This window comes from Aeromicrobium sp. (assembly GCF_047606445.1).
Classification (GTDB): domain Bacteria; phylum Actinomycetota; class Actinomycetes; order Propionibacteriales; family Nocardioidaceae; genus Aeromicrobium.
Map to the genome: position 1 here is coordinate 1 of NZ_JASGEK010000039.1, position 20,363 is coordinate 20,363.

The window sequence follows — 20,363 nt, forward strand, 5'->3', positions numbered from 1 at the left end:
CCGCGGGCCGCGCGGCCTCGGCGGGCGCGGTGCGACCGGCCGTGCGCTCGCCGCCCGCGACGTCGACCGTGCCCCACGCCTGGCACTCGCCGCAGCGCCCTACCCACTTCGACGTGGTCCACCCGCACTCGGCGCAGCGGTAGGTGGGACGGGAGGCCTTCGTCTTGGAACTCACCTTTTCAACGCTAGGCCACGCCTCGGACAACTCGTGGACACCATCGAGTCGATGACAAACGATGTGATCGGCGCCACACTGTTCCTCGGGAGGGGCGAATCGTGAGGTGGCGGCATGACACGAGCCCTGGTGGTCCTGGCAGTCCTGGTGATCGGAGGCGCGACGACGGCGGTCGGCGTCGTGAGCGGGTGGTGGTGGCTGGCGGTCGTCGGCGTCGCCGGGGTGGTGGCGTCCCTCGTGGGCTTCCACGACCTCGTGCAGACCCACCACAGCATCACCCGCAACTACCCGATCATCGGGCACGCGCGCTTCCTGCTGGAGCACATCCGACCGGAGATCCGGCAGTACTTCGTCGAGTCGAACACCGAGGGCATGCCCTTCGACCGCGAGACTCGCGACCTCGTCTACGACCGGGCCAAGGGCAACCACGGCGAGGAGCCCTTCGGCACCCAGCGCGACGTGACGGCGGTCGGCTATGAGTTCGTCGCCCACTCGCTGCGCGCCAAACCGAAGCCCGACACCCCGCAGCCGCGGGTGCGCCTCGGCGGCCCGAAATGCACGCAGCCCTACGACATCGCCTTGATGAACGTCTCGGCGATGAGCTTCGGCTCGCTGTCGGGCAACGCCATCGAGGCGCTGAACGCGGGCGCGGCGATGGGCGGCTTCGCGCACGACACCGGCGAGGGGTCGATCTCGCGGTACCACCTCAAACACGGCGGCGACCTCATCATGGAGATCGCCTCGGCCTACTTCGGCTGCCGCACGCCCGACGGCCAGTTCGACCCCGACAAGTTCGCCGAGCGCGCCCGGATCGAGCAGGTCAAAGCGATCAACATCAAGGTCTCGCAGGGCGCCAAGCCGGGTCTCGGCGGACTGCTGCCCGGGTCGAAGGTGACCGCCGAGGTGGCCGAGGCGCGGGGCGTCGAGATCGGCACGACGGTCGCCTCGCCGCCGGTGCACACCGCGTTCACGACGCCGTTGGAGCTGATCGACTTCATCGACCAATTGCGCGATTTGAGCGGCGGCAAACCGGTCGGCTTCAAGATCTGCATCGGCTCGCGGCGCGAGTTCCTGGCGATCTGCAAGGCGATGCTGGAACGCGGCAGCGCGCCGGACTTCATCATCGTCGACGGCTCGGAGGGCGGCACGGGCGCGGGTCCGGTCGAGTTCGAGGACCACCTGGGCATGCCGCTGACCGAGGCGCTGATGTTCGTGCACAACGCGCTCGTGGGGGTGGGGCTGCGCCATCAGGTCAAGATCGGCGCGAGCGGCAAGGTCGCCACCGGCATCGACATCGTCAAGCGGATCTGCCAGGGCGCCGACTTCACGCTGTCGGCCCGGGCGATGATGTTCGCCGTCGGCTGCATCCAGGCGCAGACCTGCCACACCAACACCTGCCCGGTGGGGGTGGCGACGCAGGACCCGGCGCGGGCGCGGGCGCTCGTCGTGGAGGATAAGAAGCACCGGGTCTTCCAGTACCAGGAGAAGACGGTCAACTCGGCTCGGCAGATCGTGGCGTCGATGGGGCTGGACGACTTCGGCCAGCTCAACCCGCGCAAGCTGTTCCGCCGGGTCGACCCGCAGGTGACCCGGACCTACCACGACCTCTACGAGTGGCTGGCCAACGGCGAGCTGTTGGAGCAGCCGCGCGAGACCTGGGCGCGGGACTGGAAGGAGGCCGCCGCCGACACCTTCGACCCCGACAGCCGCCGCCACGACTCCCGCGCCCGCATGGGCCGCGAGGCGTGAGGGTCAGGCTTGACGGATGTCGGGCGCTGGACGGTAGGTCGCGTCGAAGAGCCGGACGACCTCGTCGCGCGTCTGTTGATTGTCCTCACGAGCCTCGCGTCGATTCCGCTCGACGACTCTCAAAACTTCCTGGGTATCGGCGCGTGATTCTTCACGGTTTCTCTCCACGATGGCGAGGACTTCCCGTGTGTCGGCGCGAGCCTCTTCGCGGTTCTTCTCGACGACGGCGAGGATTTCCCGGGCGTCGGAGCGAGCTTCTTGGCGGTTCTTCTCCACGACCGCGAGGACTGCCTGCGTGTCGGCTCGGGCCTCCTCGCGGTTCTTCTCCACCGTCGTGGCGAGTCGTGAGATGGCTTCCTGCGTCGCCTGTCGGGTCTTCTGATTGCCGAAATGGATGAACACGGCGAAGCTGCCCAGCGTCCCCGCGATGGTGGCTACTGAAGCCCAGTCGGACAAACCCATGATGTTCACGCTCCTAGTGTGCGTCGTCGAACAGTGTCAAGACCAGCAAAGTGGTCAGTTCGACGTGACACCAGGACGAATCTCGCGCCTGTGGACAGTGTGACGACTTGGTCGAGGTCGCCTGTGGACAACTTCAGACGCGGACCTCGACGCCGTCGGCGGTGCGGAAGGTGACGGCGAGGATGCCGGGGAGGGCGTTCTGCGCGGCCCAGTCGACCTCGATCGACTCCAGCGCGGTGAACACCTTCTCGCCGAGCCAGTCGGCCACCCGCTGCGGATCGCCGGCGATCTCCATGCGGACCAACTCGACGCCGGTGTCGGCGGCCTGTGAGGGATGCTCCTCGTCGGGGACGTCCCAGCGGGTCACGTAGGGCAGTTGCGGGTCGGCCTTCATCGTGCTCGTGCCGATCTGGCGCCATTCCAACAGGAAGCCGTCGGGGCGGTGACGGCTGCCGGGCACCGCGTGGCGGCCCATGCGACGCTCGACGTCGGCCAGGTCGTCGGTCGAGACGCACCAGTGCAGCCAGCCGCCGCCGGCCTCGGACCGCTCACGCACGGCCTGCCCGAAGGCGGCCTTCTCGGCGGCCGGATGGTCGAGCACCTCGACGACCTCCAGGTACTGGCGGTTCGTCAGCGGCAGGATCCGGTTGGTCGTGCCGAAGCGCGGATGCACCCCGCCGTCGAGGAACGGCGCGCCGAGCTGAGCCGACAGAGCCTCGGTCGTGGCGTCGAGCCCCTGATGGCCGACGGCGAACGTCACGTGGTCCAGATGCATGGTCCCAGTCTGTCCCGGACGGGCCCCGCGTCCGCAGATGAGGCTCCCCTCACCCGGCGGCTCACCCGAGAGGGCTCAGGTCCCGACCGAGGCCGGATGCGGCTGCGGCAGGCCGCCGCGCTCGAAGGCCTCGCAGTGCTGGGCCAGCAGCGCGTAGCCGGCCTCGCCCATGAGCGCGGTCAGCTCGGCGCGGTTCGACCGGTAGACCGGCTCACGACCGACGTGCGCCTCGGTGTTCGACGTGCAATACCAGTCGAAATCGTGGCCGCCCGGACCCCAGCCCGCGCGGGTGTACTCGCCGATCGTGACCTCGGTGTACTCCTCGCCGTCGCCCGGGTCGACCTCCCGGTAGCCCCGGCGCAGCGGTAGCTGCCAGCACACCTGCGGCTTGGCCTCCAACGGCTCGATCCCCTCGGCCAGGGCGAGTCCGTGCAGCGCGCAGCCGTAGCCGCCCGCGAAGTCCTTGGAGTTGTGGAACACGCAGGCCCCATCGACGGCGAGCGTCTTGAGGTCGCCCTCCTCGTCGCGCTCGGTCCAGCCGGTCGCGCGGCCCTCGTCGTGCCGCTCCCACTGCTCAGGCGTCAGCCGCTCGACGAAACCCGCCACCGTCTCGTAGTCCTCGTCGTCGGCGAAGTGCGCGCCGTGCGAGCAGCAGCCCACGTCGGGGGTGCTCTCGTAGATGCCCGGACAGCCCTGGCCGAAGATGCACGTCCACCGCGACGTCAGCCAGGTGAGGTCGCACCGGAAACGCTCGGTGGCGTCGTCGGGATTGGCGAACTCCACCCACGCGCGGGGGAATCCGAGGTCGACTTCGGGCATAGTGACGGCCACTCTACGACGCGTCCGGCGCGGACGTGGGACGATGGGCGTCATGCGTATGGGAGTCCTCGACATCGGGTCGAACACCGGACATCTCCTGGTGGTCGACGCCTTCCGGGGCGGTCCGCCCGTCGCCGCGTACTCGCACAAGGAGCCGCTGCGGCTCGCCCAGCACCTCGACGGCGACACGATGACCGACGAGGGCGTCGACCGGCTGCTCGACTTCTGCGTCGAGGCGCAGCGGGTCGCCGAGGACCAGGGCTGCGCCGAGGTCACCTCCTTCGCCACCTCGGCGGTGCGCGAGGCGGTCAACGCCGACGACGTCATCGCCCGCGTCAACGCCGCCACCGGCCTGGAACTGCGGGTCTTGTCGGGCGCGGACGAGGCGCGGCTGACCTTCCTCGCCGCCCGCCGCTGGTACGGCTGGTCGGCGGGGCGCCTGTCGGTCTTCGACATCGGCGGCGGCTCGCTGGAGGTCGCCACGGGGGCCGACGAGAGCCCCGACGTCGCCTACTCCCTGCCGCTCGGCGCCGGACGCCTCACCCGCGAGTGGGTCGACGCCGGACGCGACCTCGACGAGTTGCGCAAGCACGTGCGCGCCGAGATCGCCGACGGCGCCGGGGCGGTGCGCCGCGCGGGCGCCTTCGACCACACGGTCGCCACCAGCAAGACCTTCCGCTCGCTCGCCCGCGTCTGCGGGGCCGCCCCGTCGGCCGACGGCCCGTTCGTGCGGCGCACGCTCGCCCTGGCCGACCTCACCCCCCTCGTCGAGAAGCTGCGCGATCTGGACGACGCCGAGGTGGCCGCGCTGCCGGGCGTCTCGGCCGACCGCGCCCACCAGCTCTACGCCGGAGCGCTCGTCGCGGAGGCGACCATGAGCCTGTTCGGCGTCGAGGAGCTGGAGATCTGCCCGTGGGCCTTGCGCGAGGGCGTCCTCCTCGAACGCATCGACCACCTCTGACCTCATCCCGGGAGTCCCATGTCCTCGACGTTCGTCCTCACCCTGACCTGCCCCGACCGTCCGGGCCTCGTCTACGCCGTGACCCGCTGGATCGCCGAGTCCGGCGGCAATCTGCTCGACAGCCAGCAGTTCACCGACCTGGCCGACGGCGAGTTCTTCCTGCGCGTCCACTTCGACCACCCGCAGACGGTCGAGGAGCTGCGCGCGTCCTTCGCGCCGGTGGCCGCCGAGCACCAGATGAACGCGCGGCTCGTGGTCGCCGAGCAGCCCACCCGCACCCTCGTGATGGTGTCGAAGGAGGGGCACTGCCTCAACGACCTGCTGTACCGGCAGAGCACCGGCGCGCTGCCGATCGTGGTCCCGGCGATCGTGTCGAACCACCGCGACCTGGAGCGCTTCGCCGACGCCTACGACATCCCCTTCCACCACGTCCCGGTCGTCGACAAGCCCGCCGCTGAGGCCGAGGTGCTGCGGCTGGTCGCCGAGCTCGACGTCGAGCTGGTGGTGCTGGCCCGCTACATGCAGATCCTCAGCGACGACCTGTGCCGGGCGCTGGCGGGCCGCGCGATCAACATCCACCACAGCTTCCTGCCGAGCTTCAAGGGCGCGCGGCCGTACCACCAGGCGCACGACCGGGGTGTGAAACTGATCGGCGCGACGGCCCACTACGTGACCGCCGACCTCGACGAGGGGCCGATCATCGACCAGAACGTGCAGCGCGTCGACCACCGTCTCGCGCCGCTCGACCTGGCCCGCGTCGGCCGCGACGTCGAGGCGCGCACGCTCTCGCAGGCCGTCCGGCTGCACGCCGAGTCGCGGGTGCTGCTCAACGGTCCCCGCACGGTCGTCTTCGACTGAGTCCGCCGCGTTCTAGGCTGGGAGTCGTGTCCGAAGCCATCCGCGTCTCGCTGTCCTCCTCGTCGGTCTATCCGGGATCGACCGCCAGCGCTTTCGAGGCGGCGGCCCGGCTGGGGTACGACGGCGTCGAGATCATGGTCGGCGTCGACGAGGTCAGCACCGACCTCGACGCGGTCGCCCGGTTGTCGCAGTTCCACGAGGTGCCGGTGGTCTCGGTCCACGCGCCGACGCTGCTGCTGACCCAGCGAGTGTGGGGCACGGAGCCGTGGGGCAAGCTGCACCGCGCCGCCGACATGGCGCACGCGGTCGGCTGCGACACGATCGTGGTGCATCCGCCGTTCCGCTGGCAGCGCGAGTACGCGTCGAACTTCGTCGCGGGCGTCGCGGACTTGGAGCGCCAGCACGGCCTCGTCTACGCCGTCGAGAACATGTACCCCTGGCGCACCGGCGGCAAGCGGGAGTTCCAGGCGTACGCGCCGGGTTGGGATCCGGTGGTCCACGACTACGCGCACGTCACCGTCGACCTGTCGCACAGCGGCACCGCCCGGCAGGATCCGGTGCGCATGGCCCGCGACCTCGGCGACCGGCTCGCCCACGTCCACATGGCCGACAGCCGAGGCGGAGCGCTCGACGAACACCTGATCCCCGGGCGCGGCGACCAGCCGTGCGCGGCCTTCCTGCGGCAGATCGCCGACCAGGGCTTCGTCGGCGAGGTCGTGGTCGAGGTCAACACCCGCAAGGCCCTCGACGCCCGCTCCCGCGAGGACGACCTCGCCGAGGCGCTGGAGTTCTGCCGCGAGCACCTCGGCTGAGGCCGACGCTCAGCACTCGGGATCCTCGTCGGGGACCGTCCCGTCGACCAGATAGGCGTCGACGACGTCCTCGACGCACGAGTTGCCGGAGGTGTAGGCGGTGTGGCCGTCGCCGTCGCGGGTCACCAGGACGCCCGAGGACAGCAGGTCGGCCAGCTCGACGGCCTGCTCGTACGGGGTGGCCGGGTCGCGGGTGGTGCCGAGCACGAGGATCGGCGCGGCCCCCTCGGCGGTGAAGTCGAGCTCCTCGGCGTCGGCTTCGAAGGGCCAGGAGGAGCAGCCGCCGGCGCTCGCGCCGAGCGCGCGGCCGAACACCGGCGAGACCGCCTCGAACTCGGGCAGCCGCTCGGCGACCTCCTCGGGCGACGGACGCTCGGAGTCGTCGAGGCAGTTGACCGCGGTGATGACCTGGCCCATGTTGCCCGCGTAGGTACCGTCGTCCGCGCGCTCGAAGTACAGGTCGGACAGCTCTTGCAGCCCGCTGCCGTCGTCCTCCATCGCCGCCTGGAGCGCGGAGGTCAGAAGCGGCCATGCCGACTCGACGTACAGCGGCAGCGCGACGCCGAAGAAAGCCTCGCCCTCGGTCAGCGGACGGTCCTCGTCGTCGGTGGGCATCGGCTGCGCGTCGAGCTGGGCCAGCAGCGCGGCGAGCTTCTGCTCCGCGGCGGCCGGGTCCGTGCCGAGCGGGCAGTCGTCGTCGGCGACGCAGTCCTCGATGTAGGCCTCCAACGCCCGCTGGAAGCCGGTGGTCTGGCCGAGCGCGGAGTCGACGGGGCCGAGTTCGGGGTTGATCGCCCCGTCGAGCACCATGCGGCCGACCTTCTCGGGGAACAGCGCCGCGTAGGTGGCGCCGAGGTAGGTGCCGTAGGAGGCACCGAACCAGTGGAACTCCTCGTCGCCGAGGAGCGCCCGGGCGATGTCCATGTCGCGGGCCGCCTCGACCGTCGACACATGGGCGGCGAGGTCGCCGGAGTTCTCCTCGCAGGCCTCGCCCATGCCGGTCACCAACTCCCCGTACTGCGTGACCTCCTCCGGCGTGTCCGGGGTCGGGTCGGCGTCGACGTAGGTGTCGAACTCGGCGTCGTCGTAGCACTCCAGCGGCGAGCTCTCGCCCACGCCGCGCGGGTCGACGCCGACGATCGCGTACTCGTCGAGCACGTCGTCGCCGAAGTCGGACGACATCGAGACGGCGAAGTCGACCGCCGAGCCGCCCGGGCCGCCCGGGTTGACGAAGAGGTGCTGCTCGGCGTCCTCGTCGCCGACGACCCGCATGGACAGCTCGGTGGTCGCACCGTCGGGGTCGTCGTAGTCGATCGGCACGGCGATGGTCGCGCACTGATCGCCGTCGCACTCCTCCCAGTCGAGCTCCTGGGTGTAGAACTCCTCCAGCTCCTCGGGGTAGCTGCCCTCCTCTGCGGCGGGTTCGCGCTTCGGTTCGGGGTCAGGGTCGGTCGAGCGGTCGGCGGTCCAGACGAGGGCGACGATCGCCCCCGCGACGATGAGGGAGAGGACGAGCCCCCCGGCGATCATGATCTTCTTCATCACTGTCTCCTCCTGTGGTGTCAGGCCGACGCCGGAACGAAGCGGGCCATCAGCCGTTCCAATGCCAGCAGCGGCGACGCGTTGGCCTCCAGGCCGTCGCGACACCTCACGATGGCATCGATCGCCGCCAGTGTCTCCTCGGTTGTCCACAGGCGGGCCTGGCCCGTGATCTGCTCGGCCACGTCGGCGTTGACGAGGTCGGCGGGGGCGTGCGCCGCGCCGAGCTGGACCGCGACCACGTCGCGGCAGAACGACAGCAGGTCGAGCAGCACGCCGTCGACGGCGTCGCGGGCCATGCGCTTGCGGCGCGCGGTCTGCTCCTTCTTCAACGACGACAGCGCGCCCGCGTACCCGGCGGGACGGCGGCCGCGGTCCTCGACGCCCCAGGAGCTCTTCAAGGCGTCGAGCTCGCGTTCGTCGGCGACGTCGCAGCGGGCCGCCGCGCGGGAGGCGGCCTCCTCGTCGACCTGACGGGCGGCGGCGAGCGCGTCGCCGAGATGGCCGATCCGCGCCGGGATCTGCAAGATGGCGACGCGGCGCCGCCTGGCCTCCGGGTCGCGGGCGAGGCCGCGCGCCCGGCCGATGTGGCCTTGGGACGCGGCGGCCGTGGCGGCGGCCAACTGCGGCTCGACGCCGTCGCGGCGCACCAGCAACTCGGCGATGGCGGACGCGGAGGGAGTGCGCAACACGACCGACCGGCAGCGTGAGCGGATCGTGACGATGACGTCCTCGACGGCGGGCGCGCACAGCATCCAGAGGGTGTGCGGGGACGGCTCCTCCAGCGACTTCAGCAGCGCGTTGGCGGCTTGGTCGGTGAGTCGGTCGGCGTCCTCGACGACGAGCACCTGCCAGCGCCCGACGGAGGGGTGCAGGGCCGCGCGGCGTACTGCGTCGCGGGCGGCGTCGACGCCGATGGACAGCCCGCCGGTGCGCACGACCTGGATGTCGGGGTGCGATCCGGCGGCCGCCATCACGCAGGACTCACAGTCGCCGCAGCCTTCCTCGGCGCACTGCAAGGCCGCTGCGAAGGCCAGCGCGGCGTTGGAGCGGCCCGATCCCGGAGGGCCGGTGAACAGCCAGGCGTGGGTGGGTCCGGCCGGGTCGGCGACGACTCCGCGCAGCGTCTCCACGACGGGCTCTTGGCCGACCAGCTCGTCCCAGACGGTCATCGATGTGCCTCGATCCGGGCGGCGACGGCCTCGCGGACCTCGGCGTGCACGGCCTGCGGGTCGCGGTCGGCGTCGACGACGAGATAGGCCTCGGGGCGTTCGGCGGCGAGGGCGAGGAAACGCCCACGGACGCGTTGATGGAAGTCGAGCGGCTCGGACTCGATGCGGTCGTGGTCGCCGGCGCGGCCGAGCCCGACCAGCGGGTCGACGTCGAGCACGACGGTGAGGTCGGGGCGCAGGCCACGGGTGGCCCACGCGGAGAGCTGGGCGAGCTCGCCGGGGTCGACGGCCCGTCCGGCCCCCTGATAGGCGAGGGTCGAGTCGACGTAGCGGTCGCACACGACGACCTCGCCGCGCTTCAAGGCCGGGGCGAGGAGGGTGGCGACGTGCTCGGCCTTGTCGGCGGCGTAGACGAGGGCCTCGGCGCGCGGGTCGAGCGAGCCCGTGGCGGGGTCGAGCAGGATCTCGCGCAGCCGCGCCCCCACGTCGGTGCCGCCCGGCTGGCGGGTGCGCGTGACCGTGCGCCCCTCCGCCTCCAACCAGTCGGCGACCAACCGCGACTGAGTGGACTTGCCGCCGCCCTCGCCGCCCTCGAAGACAAGGAAGAACCCGCGATCCGCCTCCTGGTGACTCATGCCCGCGAGCCTACCGGCGAGGGCTGACATGGACCGTTCCCATCAGGAGGTCGCGGTCCTCGCTCTGGGCTGTTCGCGCGTCCGAGGGTCAGCCGGGGAAGACGCGGTCGTCGTGGGCGTTGACGACGGTGGTCTCGGGGTCGGCGTGCAGAGCGGCCAGCGCGGCGTGGTTGCGGCGCAGCCGCAGGCGGTCGCGGGCGACGGTCAGCTCGAAGGCCCGCAGCTCCGGCTTCATCCGCAACTTCTTGCCCCGCGCGTCGGCGGCGCCGTAGCAACTGGCGTCGAAGACCGCGTCGCCCGCATGCACGATGAGTCCCCGGTCGCTCTGCACGGCGACGGCCGCGTGGCCGAGGCTGTGGCCGGGCATCGGGATGATGCTGACGCCGCCGAGGACCTCGTGCGCCGACAGCCCGTGCCGCCAGAGGTCGCCGATGCCGGCGTAGGCGCGCACCTCGCGGGAACCGCGCAGTTGGGCGGTGCGGTAGCGCGGACGGTCGACCAGGCGTCGCGCCGTCGTGGCCGCCGACCACTCGTCGGCGGTCGTGTGCCAGGTGGCCTGCGGGAAGTCGACCGCGCCGCCGACATGGTCGAGGTCGAGATGGGTCAGCACGATGTGCGCGACGTCGTCGACGGCGAAGCCCGCCTCCTCCACCGCGTCGGCGGCGGTGGCCCCGGCGACCGGGCGCAGCACGTGCCGCAGCGGTCCCAGGCGGGTCGGATAGGCGATGTCGGCGCGGCCGAAGCCGGAGTCCACGAGCGTCAGACCGTCGGGATGCTCGACCAGCAGCACATGGCAGATGAACGACGCCATGCCCGGAGGGGCGGTGCGGCCGGCGACCAGATGGTGAACGCGCATGGGCTGATCGTAGGCGGACGGCGCGTGATCGGTTCGCGGTGTGCCGCTGGCGCCCTACGCTGTCACAGGAGCGACGGAGGTGGGCCATGAAGGTGCTGGTGACGGGGGGCGTTCGGTCGGGCAAGTCCTTCCACGCCGAGTCGTTGGTGGTGGGCGAGCCGGTCGTCACCTATATCGCGCCGGGGCCGTCGCCGGAGGCCGAGGACGACCCCGACTGGGCCGCGCGGGTGGCCCAGCATCGCGCCCGGCGTCCTGGGCATTGGACGACGGTCGAGTCGGCCGACCTCGCCGCCGCGATCAGCCACGCCGAGGGCGCGGTCGTCGTCGACTGCCTCGGCACCTGGATCACCGCGCAGCTCGACGAACTCGACGCCTGGGACGCGGTGCTCGACGACTGGGAGCCGACGCTGACCGAGCGGATCGAAGAGGTCGCGCAGGCGGTCGCCGCGTACGACGGTCCGGTCGTCGTCGTGACGAACGAGGTCGGCATGGGCGTCGTCCCGGAGCGTCGGTCGGGCCGGCTGTTCCGCGACCTGTTGGGCCGGGCGAACCAGTCGATCGCGGCCGAGTGCGACCAGGTGCTGCTCGTCGTCGCCGGTCGGGTCCTGACGCTCTGATGGCGCGCTACAAGACGCTCGCCCCGGGCGAGCTGGCGGCGGCCTGCGCGCGGATCGACGCGGGGGAGGCGGCGCGCGCCGACCTCGCGGCGCTCACCCGTCACTTCCTCGCGGTGTTGGAGCAGCGCTCGCCGGGACACAGCGTCGAGGTGCGGGTGCCGCCGTTCGGCGCGGTCCAGGTGATCGAGGGCGCCAAGCACACGCGCGGCACTCCGCCGGCCGTCGTCGAGACCGACCCGGCCACCTGGGTCGCCCTCGCCCGCGGCGCGCTCGCCTGGTCCGACGCCCGCTCGGCGGCCCGCGTCACCGCCAGCGGCGAGCGCTCCGACCTCACCCCCCACCTCCCCCTGGTGTGACGTTCTTCCCAGATTTGCTGGCTTATCCACCGTTCCCCCGCCTGGAAACGGTGGATAAGCCAGCAAATCTGGCAAGGGGTGACCCATAGGGGAGCCTGAGCGGTCGAGGTCGGGGTGAGACGCCTTTACACTGGTGCGGTGGCGCGCGGCGACGGTCTTCTGACCCACGACATCGATCCCAGTGAACGCGGACCCCAGGACGCCTGTGGCGTCTTCGGGGTGTGGGCCCCCGGCGAGGAGGTCGCCAAGCTCACCTACTTCGGCCTCTACGCCCTGCAACACCGGGGCCAGGAGTCGGCCGGCATCGCGGTGGGCAACGGCCGCCAGATCCTCGTCTACAAGGACATGGGCCTGGTCAGCCAGGTCTTCGACGAGTCGACGCTGGAGTCGCTGCAAGGCGAGATCGCCATCGGCCACGCCCGCTACTCGACCACCGGGTCGAGCGTCTGGCGGAACGCCCAGCCGACCTTCCGGCCCACCGCCTCCGGCTCGGTCGCGCTCGGCCACAACGGCAACCTCACCAACACCCACGAGCTGGTCGAGCTGCTCGCCGAGCGCGAGGGCGACGGCCGCCGCAGCCGCGAGTCGGCCACCAGCGACACGGCCGCGATGGCCAGCCTGCTCGCCTCCTACGAGGACCGCTCCATCGAGGAGGCGGCGCTGGAGGTGCTGCCGAAGGTGCGCGGCGCGTTCAGCCTGGTCTTCATGGACGAGCACACCCTCTACGCCGCCCGCGACCCCCAGGGCATCCGCCCGCTGGTGCTCGGCCGCCTCGAACGGGGCTGGGTGGTCGCCAGCGAGACCGCCGCCCTCGACATCGTCGGCGCGTCCTACATCCGTGAGATCGAGCCGGGCGAGTTCGTCGCCGTCGACGAGGACGGCCTGCGCAGCGAGCGGTTCGCCGAGCCCGCGCCGAAGGGCTGCGTCTTCGAGTACGTCTACCTCGCCCGCCCCGACACGACCATCAACGACCGCCGCGTCTTCACCGTGCGCGAGACCATCGGCCGCAAGCTCGCCCGCACCGCGCCGGTCGAGGCCGACCTCGTCATCCCCGTCCCGGAGTCCGGCACGCCCGCCGCCATCGGCTACGCCGAGGAGTCCGGCATCCCCTTCGGCCACGGCCTCGTCAAGAACTCCTACGTCGGGCGCACCTTCATCCAGCCGTCGCAGACCATCCGTCAGCTCGGCATCCGGCTCAAGCTGAACCCGCTGCGCGACGTGATCGCCGGCAAGCGGCTCGTGGTCGTCGACGACTCGATCGTGCGCGGCAACACCCAGCGCGCCCTCGTGCGCATGCTGCGCGAGTTCGGCGCGGCGGAGGTGCACGTGCGCATCTCCAGCCCGCCGGTCAAGTGGCCCTGCTTCTACGGCATCGACTTCGCCTCGCGCGCCGAGCTGATCGCCAACGGGATCAGCGTCGACGAGATCTGCCGCTCCATCGGCGCCGACTCGCTGTCCTACGTCGAGCTCGACGACCTCGTCGAGGCGACCCAGGTGCCGAAGGACAACCTGTGCCGGGCCTGCTTCGACGGCATCTACCCGGTGCCGCTGCCCGAAGACGACCTGATCGGCAAGCACTTGCTGGAGCTGCCGCTCGACACCACCCCCCTGAAGGTGATCTCGTGACCGATTACGCCGCCGCCGGCGTGTCCGTGGCCGAAGGCGACCGCGCCGTCGAGTTGATGAAGCAGTGGGTCGAGAAGGCCCGCCGTCCCGAGGTCGTCGGGGGCATCGGCGGCTTCGCCGGGCTGTTCGACGCCACCGCGCTCAAGGACTACCGCCGCCCGCTGCTGGCCACCTCGGCCGACGGCGTCGGCACGAAGGTCCAGATCGCGCAGCGCCTGGACAAGCACGACAGCATCGGCTTCGACCTCGTCGGCATGCTCGTCGACGACCTCGTGGTCTGCGGCGCCGAGCCGCTGTTCATGACCGACTACATCGCGACCGGCAAGGTGGTGCCGGAGCGGATCGCCGAGATCGTCAAGGGCGTCGCGCAGGCGTGCGCCGAGGCGGGCACGGCGCTGCTGGGCGGCGAGACCGCCGAGCACCCGGGGCTGCTCGACCCCGACGAGTACGACATCGCCGGCTCGACCACAGGGGTCGTCGAGGCCGACGCGCTGCTCGGCGCCGACCTCGTGCGTCCTGGCGACGTCGTGGTCGCGATGGCCTCGTCGGGTCTGCACTCCAACGGCTACTCGCTGGCCCGCCACGTCTTCTTCGAGATCGCCGGATGGTCGCTCGACCGCGACGTCCCCGAGCTCGGCACGACCCTCGGCGAGGCGCTGCTGACCCCGACCAAGCTCTACACGCTGCCGTGCCTGGCGCTGGCCCGCGCGGGCGGCACGCACGCGATGTCGCACGTCACCGGCGGCGGCCTCGCGGCGAACCTGGAGCGCGTCGTGCCGGAGTCGGTCTCGGTGCGGATCGACCGCTCCACCTGGACGCCCGACCCGGTCTTCGGCCTCGTCGCCGAGCTGGGCGGGGTCGAGCGGAGCGCGCTGGAGCAGGCGCTGAACGTCGGCGTCGGCATGGTCGCGCTGGTCGAGCCGGAGTCCGCCGACGCGGCGGTGCGACGGCTCGCCGACCAGGGCGTCGACGCGTGGATCGCCGGCGAGGTGGCCGCCGCGGGCGTCCACGGCGCGGGCGGTTCGGTGACGGTGGAGGGCGAGCACGCCTGAGCCGACCCGGCGCCCGGCGCTGGACCTCGTTGGGTAGGGTGGACCGCACGATTACTGACCATCACTGTGCGAGGGGGTCGTCCCATGGGGCGCGGCCGTGCTAAAGCGAAGCAGACCAAGGTTGCCCGCAACCTCAAGTACCGGACCTTTGATCCGGACTTCGGGAGTCTGCAACAAGAACTCCATGGCGACGAACCGGGTGATGAGATCCCCGACCAGTACGCCGACCTGGCAGCTCAGTACGAGAGTCGACGCGACGCCAGTTGAGCGTCAGATCGGCAGGGTGATCGTCCGCAGACGGCTGACGTCGCGCATGCGTCGTTCGGCCTGACGGTCGGCGGCCTCGGCGGTGGTGACGCCGTCGCGGACCGCGAGGTCGAGCACCGCGAGCGTGGTGTCGAAGATCCCGGCGGCACGCTCCTTCGCACGGTCGAAGGAGAAGCCCCGCGGGTGCAGCTCGTCGGCGACCTGGATGACGCCTCCGGCGTTGACGCAGTAGTCCGGGGCGTAGACGACGCCGCGTTCGGCGAGCAGTTTCGCCGTGCCGTCGTGGGCGAGCTGGTTGTTGGCTCCGCCGCAGACGATCTGCGCTGACAGGGCGCGGACGACCTCGTCGCTGAGGGCTTGTCCCATCGCGTTCGGCGAGAACACGTCGAGGTTCTCGGCGGCCAGGGCGTCGGTCGAACGGACGGCGCGGACCTCCGGGTGGGCGTCGACGACGACGGCGACCGCGTCGGGGTCGACGTCGGTGACGATCACCCGCGCGTCTTCGGCGACCAGATGCGGCACGAGCCGTCGACCGACTTTGCCGACCCCGCTGACGCCGACGGTCTTGCCGGCGAGCGACGGGTCGCCCCAGAGGTGCTGGGCGCTGGCCCGCATTCCCTGGTAGACGCCGAACGCGGTGAGCACCGAGGAGTCGCCCGCGCCGCCGTTCGCGACCGTGCGGCCGGTGACATAGGAGGTCTCGCGGGCCACGACGTCCATGTCGGCGCTGAACGTGCCGACGTCGCAGGCGGTGAGGTAGCGGCCGTTCAGCGACTCGACGAAACGTCCGAAGGCCCGCAGCAGCGCCTCGGACTTGTCGGCCTTCGGATCGCCGATGACGACCGCTTTGCCGCCGCCGAGGTCGAGTCCGGCGAGCGCGTTCTTGTAGGCCATGCCCTGGCTCAGCGCCAGCACGTCGGCCAGCGCCTCGGCCTCGCTGGCGTAGGGGTGGAAGCGGGTGCCGCCGAGCCCGGGGCCGAGCGCCGTGGAGTGGAGGGCGATGATCGCGCGGAGCCCGCTGCCGGGGTCGTGGCAGAAGACGACCTGCTCGTGGGGGTGGGTGAAGATCTCCAGCGACATAGGGACTCCCGTCGATTCGGCCGCGCGGCGGCGGCCCTGAGCCGATGCTAGCCCCGGTCGGCGCCACCCGAGGGGCGTCCGGCGCGGGCGAGCAGCCACCAGATCAGCACGAGCTCGCCCCAGAACAAGAGGGCTCCTGCGGAGACCGGGAGGTCGACGTCGGCGAGCGTCGCGGTCGCGTCGACGAGATAGCCGACGCCGGCGAGGGCGACGGCGGCCGGGACGATCCAGTGGACGCCGGTCATGCGTCCCAGCGCCGCCGCGACGACGAGCAGATGGACCGCGAAGACGAATAACGCGGCGTCCCAGGCGCGGGTGAACCGATCGGCGTCGGCGGGGTCGACGAGTTCGGTGGTCGCCATCGCCAGCAGCGCCCCGTAGGCGATCCTCGTCGCGGCGGCGGTCCGCGCCAGCAGTGCTCCGGCGGGGGCCAGCACGACGCCTGCGGCCACGCCGACCACGATGTCGAGGACGGCGACGGTCATCGCGACCAGCGCCGCGACCTCGGTGTGCCCGGCGGGCAGGGCGACGAGCAGGCCGACGGGGCTGATGAGCGCCATGACGATGAGGCTGACGCCTGCGGCGACCGCCGCGCCGCGCGTCCCGGCGGCGTCGCTCACACCTCCCTCCTCATGGTGATCGCGACCTTGCCGACGACCTCGCCGGACTCCAGCAGGCGCATCGCGTCGGCGGCCTCGGCGAGCGGGTAGCTGGCGTGGACGTGCGGGGTGACCGTTCCCTCGTCGACGAGCGCGACGAGCCGGCGCAGGATGTCTCCGGACTCCCGTGAGGCCAGCATGACGTAGCGCTGGCGGGACGCGAGCATGACGAGGGCGTGGCCCATCGGGCGGAAGTAGCCGCCGGTGACCCGCCCGCCGGTGTTGTCGCCGATGAACACGATCGTGCCGCGCGGAGTGGCGAGGCGGCGGCGCTGGCGCAGCGTCCGTCCGCCGGCGAGATCGAAGACCGCGTCGAAGCGGTGGGGCAGGTCGGCGGGATCCTCGGAGCGTCGGTCGAGAACATGGGCCGCGCCCCAGGAGCGGACGGCTTCAGCCTTGCTCGCACTGCACACGGCGGTGACCTCGGCGCCGCGATGGGCGGCGAGCTGCACGAGGTAGTGCCCGACGCCGCCGGAGGCGCCGATGACGAGCACTCGCTGCCCGGCCTCCACCCGCGCCGCCTCGACCGCCTGGATCGCGGTCAGGCCGGAGATCGGCAGGGCGGCTCGCTGCGTCGGGGACAGCCGTTCGGGGGCGCGGACGAGCCGGGTGGTGTCGGCGACGACCGTCTCGGCGAGCGTGCCCGCCGTCATCCCGACGACCGTGTCGCCGACGGCGAGGTCGGTGACGTCGGGGCCGACCGCCTCGACGACGCCCGTCAGGTCGCGCCCCGGGGTGGGGACGCGCGGCCGACGGACGCCGAAGGCCGGGCGCGCCATCAGCGGCGTGCCGGTCATCAGATGCCAGGTGCCGTGGTCGACGGCCGCCGCGTCGACCCGGACGCGCGCCTGGCCACGGCCGGGATCGCGTCGTTCGACGTCGGCCAGCCGCCAGGTCTCGGGACCGCCGTAGGCGTCTTGGACGATGGCGCGGTCGCGGGGTGTGGAAGTCATCGGAATCCTTACCGTACTTAGTAATGTACTAAGTACGGTAGTGATACGGTGAGTGTTGTGTCAACCGCTCGAGCCCCGCGAGGATCTCTGACCCGCGACCGGGTCGTGGCCGAGGCGATGGCGCTGGCCGACGCCGAGGGGCTGTCGGCGTTGACGATGCGGGCGCTCGCGGCGCGCCTCGGGGTCAAGCCCATGGCGATCTACCACCACATCGCCTCCAAGGAGGCCATCCTCGACGCGGTGATCGACCAGGTGTTCGCCGAGATGGATCTGCCCGAGCCGGGCCGTCCGTGGCGCGAGCAGCTGCGCCGCCGCACCTCGTCGGTGCGCGTCGTGCTGCGTCGCCACGGGTGGTCGATCGCGGTGTTGGAGAGCCGCGCCGTGTCGACGCGACCTGCCTCGTTGCGTCATCACGACGCCGTCATCGGAACCCTGCGGCGCGACGGCTTCGACGTCGCCGAGGCGGCCCACGCCTTCGCCCTGCTCGACAGCTACGTCTACGGCTTCGTGATCCAAGAGGTCACGCTGTCCTCCCGTTCGCCCCAGGAGTTCGCCGAGGAGGTGGAGACCTTGGCCGAGGAGTTGGACAGCGCCGCCTATCCCTATCTCACCGAGATGGCCGTCGACCACGTCATGCGACCCGGCTACGACTTCGCCGACGAGTTCGACCACGGCTTGGAGCTGATCCTCGACGCGATCGAACGGGACCGGGCGGGGTCAGGAGGGTGAGGCGACCTGAGGTCCGACCGCGTAGAGCTCGACGGGGCGGGTGACGCCCTTGAACTCGCGCTCGCCGTAGCTGCGGCACTCGACCTCGTCACGCACGAGCAGCCAGGTGGCCCGGCTCAGCAGGATCTCGTCGGGCGGGCAGTGCGACTGGATGCGGGCGGCGAGGTTGACCCCGCGACCGAGGGCCGCGTACTTGCGACGCTGCCCCGTGCCGACGTTGCCCACCGCCACGACGCCGGTGTTGATCCCGACGCGCACCTGGAAGGCGACGTCGATCCCGGCGCGCGCCCAGCGGTCGTTGAGCCCGAGGACCGCGCGCTGCATCTCGGCGGCCATGCGGACCGCGCGCAGGGCGTGGTCGCGGTCGCTGGTGGCCGTGGGCGCGCCGAAGAAGATCAGCACCGCGTCGCCGATCAGCTCGTCGATGGTGCCGTCGTAGGCCTCGGCGATCCGCGCCATCTCGGAGAAGTACTCGTCGAGGACGACGGTGAGCTCCTCGGGCTCCATGCGCTCGGTCGTCTCGGTGAAGCCGACGATGTCGGAGAAGAAGACCGTCAGCTTGCGTCGCTCCATGCGGGTGCTCTCGGCGCCGTGGGCGAGGACGGCGTCGGCGACCTGCGAGGGGACGTAGTGCCGGATCAGCTCGTGCGCGTCGGCCAGCGAGGCCTGGTGCTCCTCGTTGCTGCGCAGGATGCAGAAGCACAGGCCGACCGCGAGCGCGGTGAAGGCGGCGAGCGGGAAGGCGGCGCCGAGCACGCGCAGGAGGTCGCCGGAGCCGTCGACGGAGCGGTTGAGCAGCACGGGGGCGTAGTCGAGCGCGCCGGCGAGGCGCAGCGACTCGGCGAGGACGATGGAGCCGGCGCCGGTGGCGAGCGCGATCCAGCCGTACTTCCGGCCGACGGCCACGCCGATGATGAGGGTGGTGACCGCGCAGAGCAGGACGAACGGCGAGTTCCAGAAGCCCTGCAGGAACGACATGGACGTGCCGAACAGGCCGAAGACGACCGCGACGACGCCCAACGCCACGCGGGAGGCGACCGTCAGGCCCTCCGGGTCGCGGCGGGCGAGCAGGTGCGTGACGACCGTGATCGACGCGACCGCGACGGTCCCGGCGAGCATCATCGGCGCGAAGAGCGACATCTCGTATTGCCCGGACTCGCCGACGAGCAGAACGCTCACCGCCGCCGCCGTCGCCTGCACGACCGCCACGAGCCGCAGGATCGAGGCGGCCTTCGCCATGCGCGGCTGCTCCATCGCCCGCGCCAACGATCCGGTCCACTGCCGCATGGGGTCGAGCCTAAGCGACCCCCGCCCGCCCATGGTCGCCTTATCACCAGATCTGCTGGCTTATCCACCGTTCTCGCGGTGGGAAACGGTGGATAAGCCAGCAAATCTGGGACTCGGGTGAGCTATTCGGGGCGGGACTTCTTGCGGGCGAGGCTCTTGTCCATGCGGCGGATCTGCGGGGTGATGACCTTCGTCAGGACGCCGGGCAGCACCGACATGCCCGCCTGGCCGGCCGCGCCGCCGAGGCTGGTGACCCGGGTCGGCCGGTCGACGACGGCCTTGACCAGCCAGCCGCCGGCCTTCTCGGCGGTCATCATCGGCATGGCCGCGTAGATCGACGTCGCGCCCGACATCGGCGTGCGGACCATCGGGAAGTAGACGATCGTCGTGGTGATGCCGCGGTGCCCCTCCTCGGCCAGCAGCGAGCGGGCGTAGGACTCCAGCGCGCTCTTGCTGGCCAGATAGGCGCTGAACAGCGGGATCGGCACCTGCGTCGACATGGTCGAGCTGAACACGACGTGGCCGCGCCCGCGCTCGATCATGGACGGCAGCAGCGCGTGGGTGAGCCGGATCGCGCCGAGGTAGTTGACCGCCATGACCCGCTCGTGGTCGTGCAGGCGGTCGAGCGAGTCGCGGATGGAACGGCGGATGGAGCGCCCGGCGTTGTTGACCAGCACGTCGACGTGGCCGTGGTCGGCGAGGATCGCCTCGACCGTCGCCTGTGTCTGGGCGTCGTCGGTGAGGTCGACCGGGTAGGCCGACGCCTCGCCCCCGGCCGCGCGCACGCGTTCGGCGACCTGTTCCAACTCGTCGGCGCGACGGGCCAGCAGGCAGACGGTCCAGCCCTTCGCGCCGAGCTGCACGGCGGCCTCGGCGCCGATGCCGCTGGACGATCCGGTGACGACGACGACGCGTGCGCTCATG

General features: G+C 71.5%; 22 protein-coding genes and 1 pseudogene. 10 read left to right on the plus strand and 13 right to left on the minus strand.

What is annotated here, in order from left to right:
* Positions 1 to 175, minus strand: a pseudogene (locus QM621_RS08500) (DNA repair protein RadA); the annotation flags it as partial.
* 114 nt (positions 176 to 289) lie between these two features.
* Here QM621_RS08500 and QM621_RS08505 point away from each other — a divergent pair.
* A complete protein-coding gene (locus QM621_RS08505; RefSeq protein WP_414989947.1) occupies positions 290 to 1,924 on the plus strand; it encodes an FMN-binding glutamate synthase family protein in 1,635 nt (544 codons plus the stop codon).
* A gap of 3 nt (positions 1,925 to 1,927) precedes the next feature.
* Here the strand turns inward: QM621_RS08505 and QM621_RS08510 are convergent, their stop codons facing one another.
* The 3 genes from QM621_RS08510 to QM621_RS08520 form a co-directional block, all read right to left on the minus strand.
* A complete protein-coding gene (locus tag QM621_RS08510) occupies positions 1,928 to 2,395 on the minus strand; it encodes a hypothetical protein (RefSeq protein WP_414989948.1) in 468 nt (155 codons plus the stop codon).
* A 124-nt stretch (positions 2,396 to 2,519) separates the two neighbouring features.
* Positions 2,520 to 3,161, minus strand: coding sequence for a VOC family protein (locus QM621_RS08515; protein ID WP_414989949.1), 642 nt, complete (start codon positions 3,159 to 3,161; stop codon positions 2,520 to 2,522).
* Positions 3,162 to 3,236: 75 nt separating this feature from the next.
* The gene (locus QM621_RS08520; RefSeq protein WP_414989950.1) at positions 3,237 to 3,980 is read right to left on the minus strand and encodes a hypothetical protein; all 744 of its coding nucleotides are present in this window, start codon (positions 3,978 to 3,980) and stop codon (positions 3,237 to 3,239) included.
* A 52-nt stretch (positions 3,981 to 4,032) separates the two neighbouring features.
* Between QM621_RS08520 and QM621_RS08525 the strand changes: the two genes are divergently transcribed.
* Genes QM621_RS08525 through QM621_RS08535 form a run of 3 tightly spaced genes read left to right on the plus strand, consistent with a single transcriptional unit; the run spans position 4,033 to position 6,611 of the window.
* The gene (locus QM621_RS08525; RefSeq protein WP_414989951.1) at positions 4,033 to 4,941 is read left to right on the plus strand and encodes a Ppx/GppA phosphatase family protein; all 909 of its coding nucleotides are present in this window, start codon (positions 4,033 to 4,035) and stop codon (positions 4,939 to 4,941) included.
* 18 nt (positions 4,942 to 4,959) lie between these two features.
* A complete protein-coding gene (gene purU / locus QM621_RS08530) occupies positions 4,960 to 5,799 on the plus strand; it encodes a formyltetrahydrofolate deformylase (protein ID WP_414989952.1) in 840 nt (279 codons plus the stop codon).
* A 26-nt stretch (positions 5,800 to 5,825) separates the two neighbouring features.
* Positions 5,826 to 6,611, plus strand: a complete 786-nt coding sequence (locus QM621_RS08535) for a sugar phosphate isomerase/epimerase family protein (protein ID WP_414989953.1) — start codon at positions 5,826 to 5,828, stop codon at positions 6,609 to 6,611.
* A gap of 9 nt (positions 6,612 to 6,620) precedes the next feature.
* On the opposite strand, the gene QM621_RS08540 is transcribed toward QM621_RS08535, so the two are convergent.
* The 4 genes from QM621_RS08540 to QM621_RS08555 form a co-directional block, all read right to left on the minus strand.
* Positions 6,621 to 8,153: an alpha/beta hydrolase gene (locus QM621_RS08540; protein ID WP_414989954.1), complete on the minus strand. Its 1,533-nt coding sequence runs from the start codon at positions 8,151 to 8,153 to the stop codon at positions 6,621 to 6,623.
* A gap of 20 nt (positions 8,154 to 8,173) precedes the next feature.
* Positions 8,174 to 9,322 carry a DNA polymerase III subunit delta' gene (locus QM621_RS08545; RefSeq protein ID WP_414989955.1) on the minus strand — a complete coding sequence of 383 codons (1,149 nt, stop codon included), beginning with the start codon at positions 9,320 to 9,322 and terminating at the stop codon, positions 8,174 to 8,176.
* Positions 9,319 to 9,957, minus strand: a complete 639-nt coding sequence (gene tmk, locus QM621_RS08550) for a dTMP kinase (protein WP_414989956.1) — start codon at positions 9,955 to 9,957, stop codon at positions 9,319 to 9,321. Before tmk ends, QM621_RS08545 begins: the two co-directional genes overlap by 4 nt.
* Positions 9,958 to 10,045: 88 nt before the next feature.
* Positions 10,046 to 10,813, minus strand: coding sequence for an MBL fold metallo-hydrolase (locus QM621_RS08555; protein WP_414989957.1), 768 nt, complete (start codon positions 10,811 to 10,813; stop codon positions 10,046 to 10,048).
* An 86-nt stretch (positions 10,814 to 10,899) separates the two neighbouring features.
* On the opposite strand from QM621_RS08555, the gene cobU reads away from it, so the two are divergent.
* The 5 genes from cobU to QM621_RS08580 all read left to right on the plus strand — a co-directional run bounded on the left by cobU (position 10,900) and on the right by QM621_RS08580 (position 14,731).
* Positions 10,900 to 11,430 carry a bifunctional adenosylcobinamide kinase/adenosylcobinamide-phosphate guanylyltransferase gene (cobU, locus tag QM621_RS08560; protein WP_414989958.1) on the plus strand — a complete coding sequence of 177 codons (531 nt, stop codon included), beginning with the start codon at positions 10,900 to 10,902 and terminating at the stop codon, positions 11,428 to 11,430.
* Entirely contained in the window at positions 11,430 to 11,786 is a 357-nt protein-coding gene (locus QM621_RS08565) for a sterol carrier family protein (protein ID WP_414989959.1), read from the plus strand. Before cobU ends, QM621_RS08565 begins: the two co-directional genes overlap by 1 nt.
* 138 nt (positions 11,787 to 11,924) lie before the next feature.
* Positions 11,925 to 13,412, plus strand: coding sequence for an amidophosphoribosyltransferase (gene purF / locus QM621_RS08570; protein ID WP_414989960.1), 1,488 nt, complete (start codon positions 11,925 to 11,927; stop codon positions 13,410 to 13,412).
* Positions 13,409 to 14,464 (plus strand): phosphoribosylformylglycinamidine cyclo-ligase, encoded by a 1,056-nt coding sequence (gene purM, locus QM621_RS08575; RefSeq protein ID WP_414989961.1) that lies wholly within the window; start codon positions 13,409 to 13,411, stop codon positions 14,462 to 14,464. The genes purF and purM overlap by 4 nt, the downstream gene beginning before the upstream one ends.
* A gap of 84 nt (positions 14,465 to 14,548) precedes the next feature.
* A complete protein-coding gene (locus tag QM621_RS08580) occupies positions 14,549 to 14,731 on the plus strand; it encodes a DUF3073 domain-containing protein (RefSeq protein ID WP_414989962.1) in 183 nt (60 codons plus the stop codon).
* 3 nt (positions 14,732 to 14,734) lie between these two features.
* On the opposite strand, the gene QM621_RS08585 is transcribed toward QM621_RS08580, so the two are convergent.
* The 3 genes from QM621_RS08585 to QM621_RS08595 are packed head-to-tail and all read right to left on the minus strand — an operon-like array spanning position 14,735 to position 17,423.
* Entirely contained in the window at positions 14,735 to 15,811 is a 1,077-nt protein-coding gene (locus tag QM621_RS08585) for a Glu/Leu/Phe/Val dehydrogenase dimerization domain-containing protein (protein ID WP_414989963.1), read from the minus strand.
* A gap of 47 nt (positions 15,812 to 15,858) precedes the next feature.
* A complete protein-coding gene (locus QM621_RS08590; protein ID WP_414989964.1) occupies positions 15,859 to 16,431 on the minus strand; it encodes a hypothetical protein in 573 nt (190 codons plus the stop codon).
* Positions 16,428 to 17,423, minus strand: coding sequence for an NAD(P)-dependent alcohol dehydrogenase (locus tag QM621_RS08595; protein ID WP_414989965.1), 996 nt, complete (start codon positions 17,421 to 17,423; stop codon positions 16,428 to 16,430). The genes QM621_RS08590 and QM621_RS08595 overlap by 4 nt, the downstream gene beginning before the upstream one ends.
* A 57-nt stretch (positions 17,424 to 17,480) precedes the next feature.
* Between QM621_RS08595 and QM621_RS08600 the strand changes: the two genes are divergently transcribed.
* Positions 17,481 to 18,152, plus strand: coding sequence for a TetR/AcrR family transcriptional regulator (locus tag QM621_RS08600; RefSeq protein ID WP_414989966.1), 672 nt, complete (start codon positions 17,481 to 17,483; stop codon positions 18,150 to 18,152).
* On the opposite strand, the gene QM621_RS08605 is transcribed toward QM621_RS08600, so the two are convergent.
* Together QM621_RS08605 and QM621_RS08610 are read right to left on the minus strand one after the other, a co-directional pair.
* A complete protein-coding gene (locus QM621_RS08605; RefSeq protein ID WP_414989967.1) occupies positions 18,141 to 19,439 on the minus strand; it encodes an adenylate/guanylate cyclase domain-containing protein in 1,299 nt (432 codons plus the stop codon). The genes QM621_RS08600 and QM621_RS08605 overlap by 12 nt on opposite strands.
* Before the next feature lie 122 nt (positions 19,440 to 19,561).
* Complete coding sequence (locus tag QM621_RS08610) at positions 19,562 to 20,362, minus strand: SDR family NAD(P)-dependent oxidoreductase (RefSeq protein WP_414989968.1); 801 nt, start codon at positions 20,360 to 20,362, stop codon at positions 19,562 to 19,564.
* Between the last annotated feature and the right edge of the window lies 1 nt (position 20,363).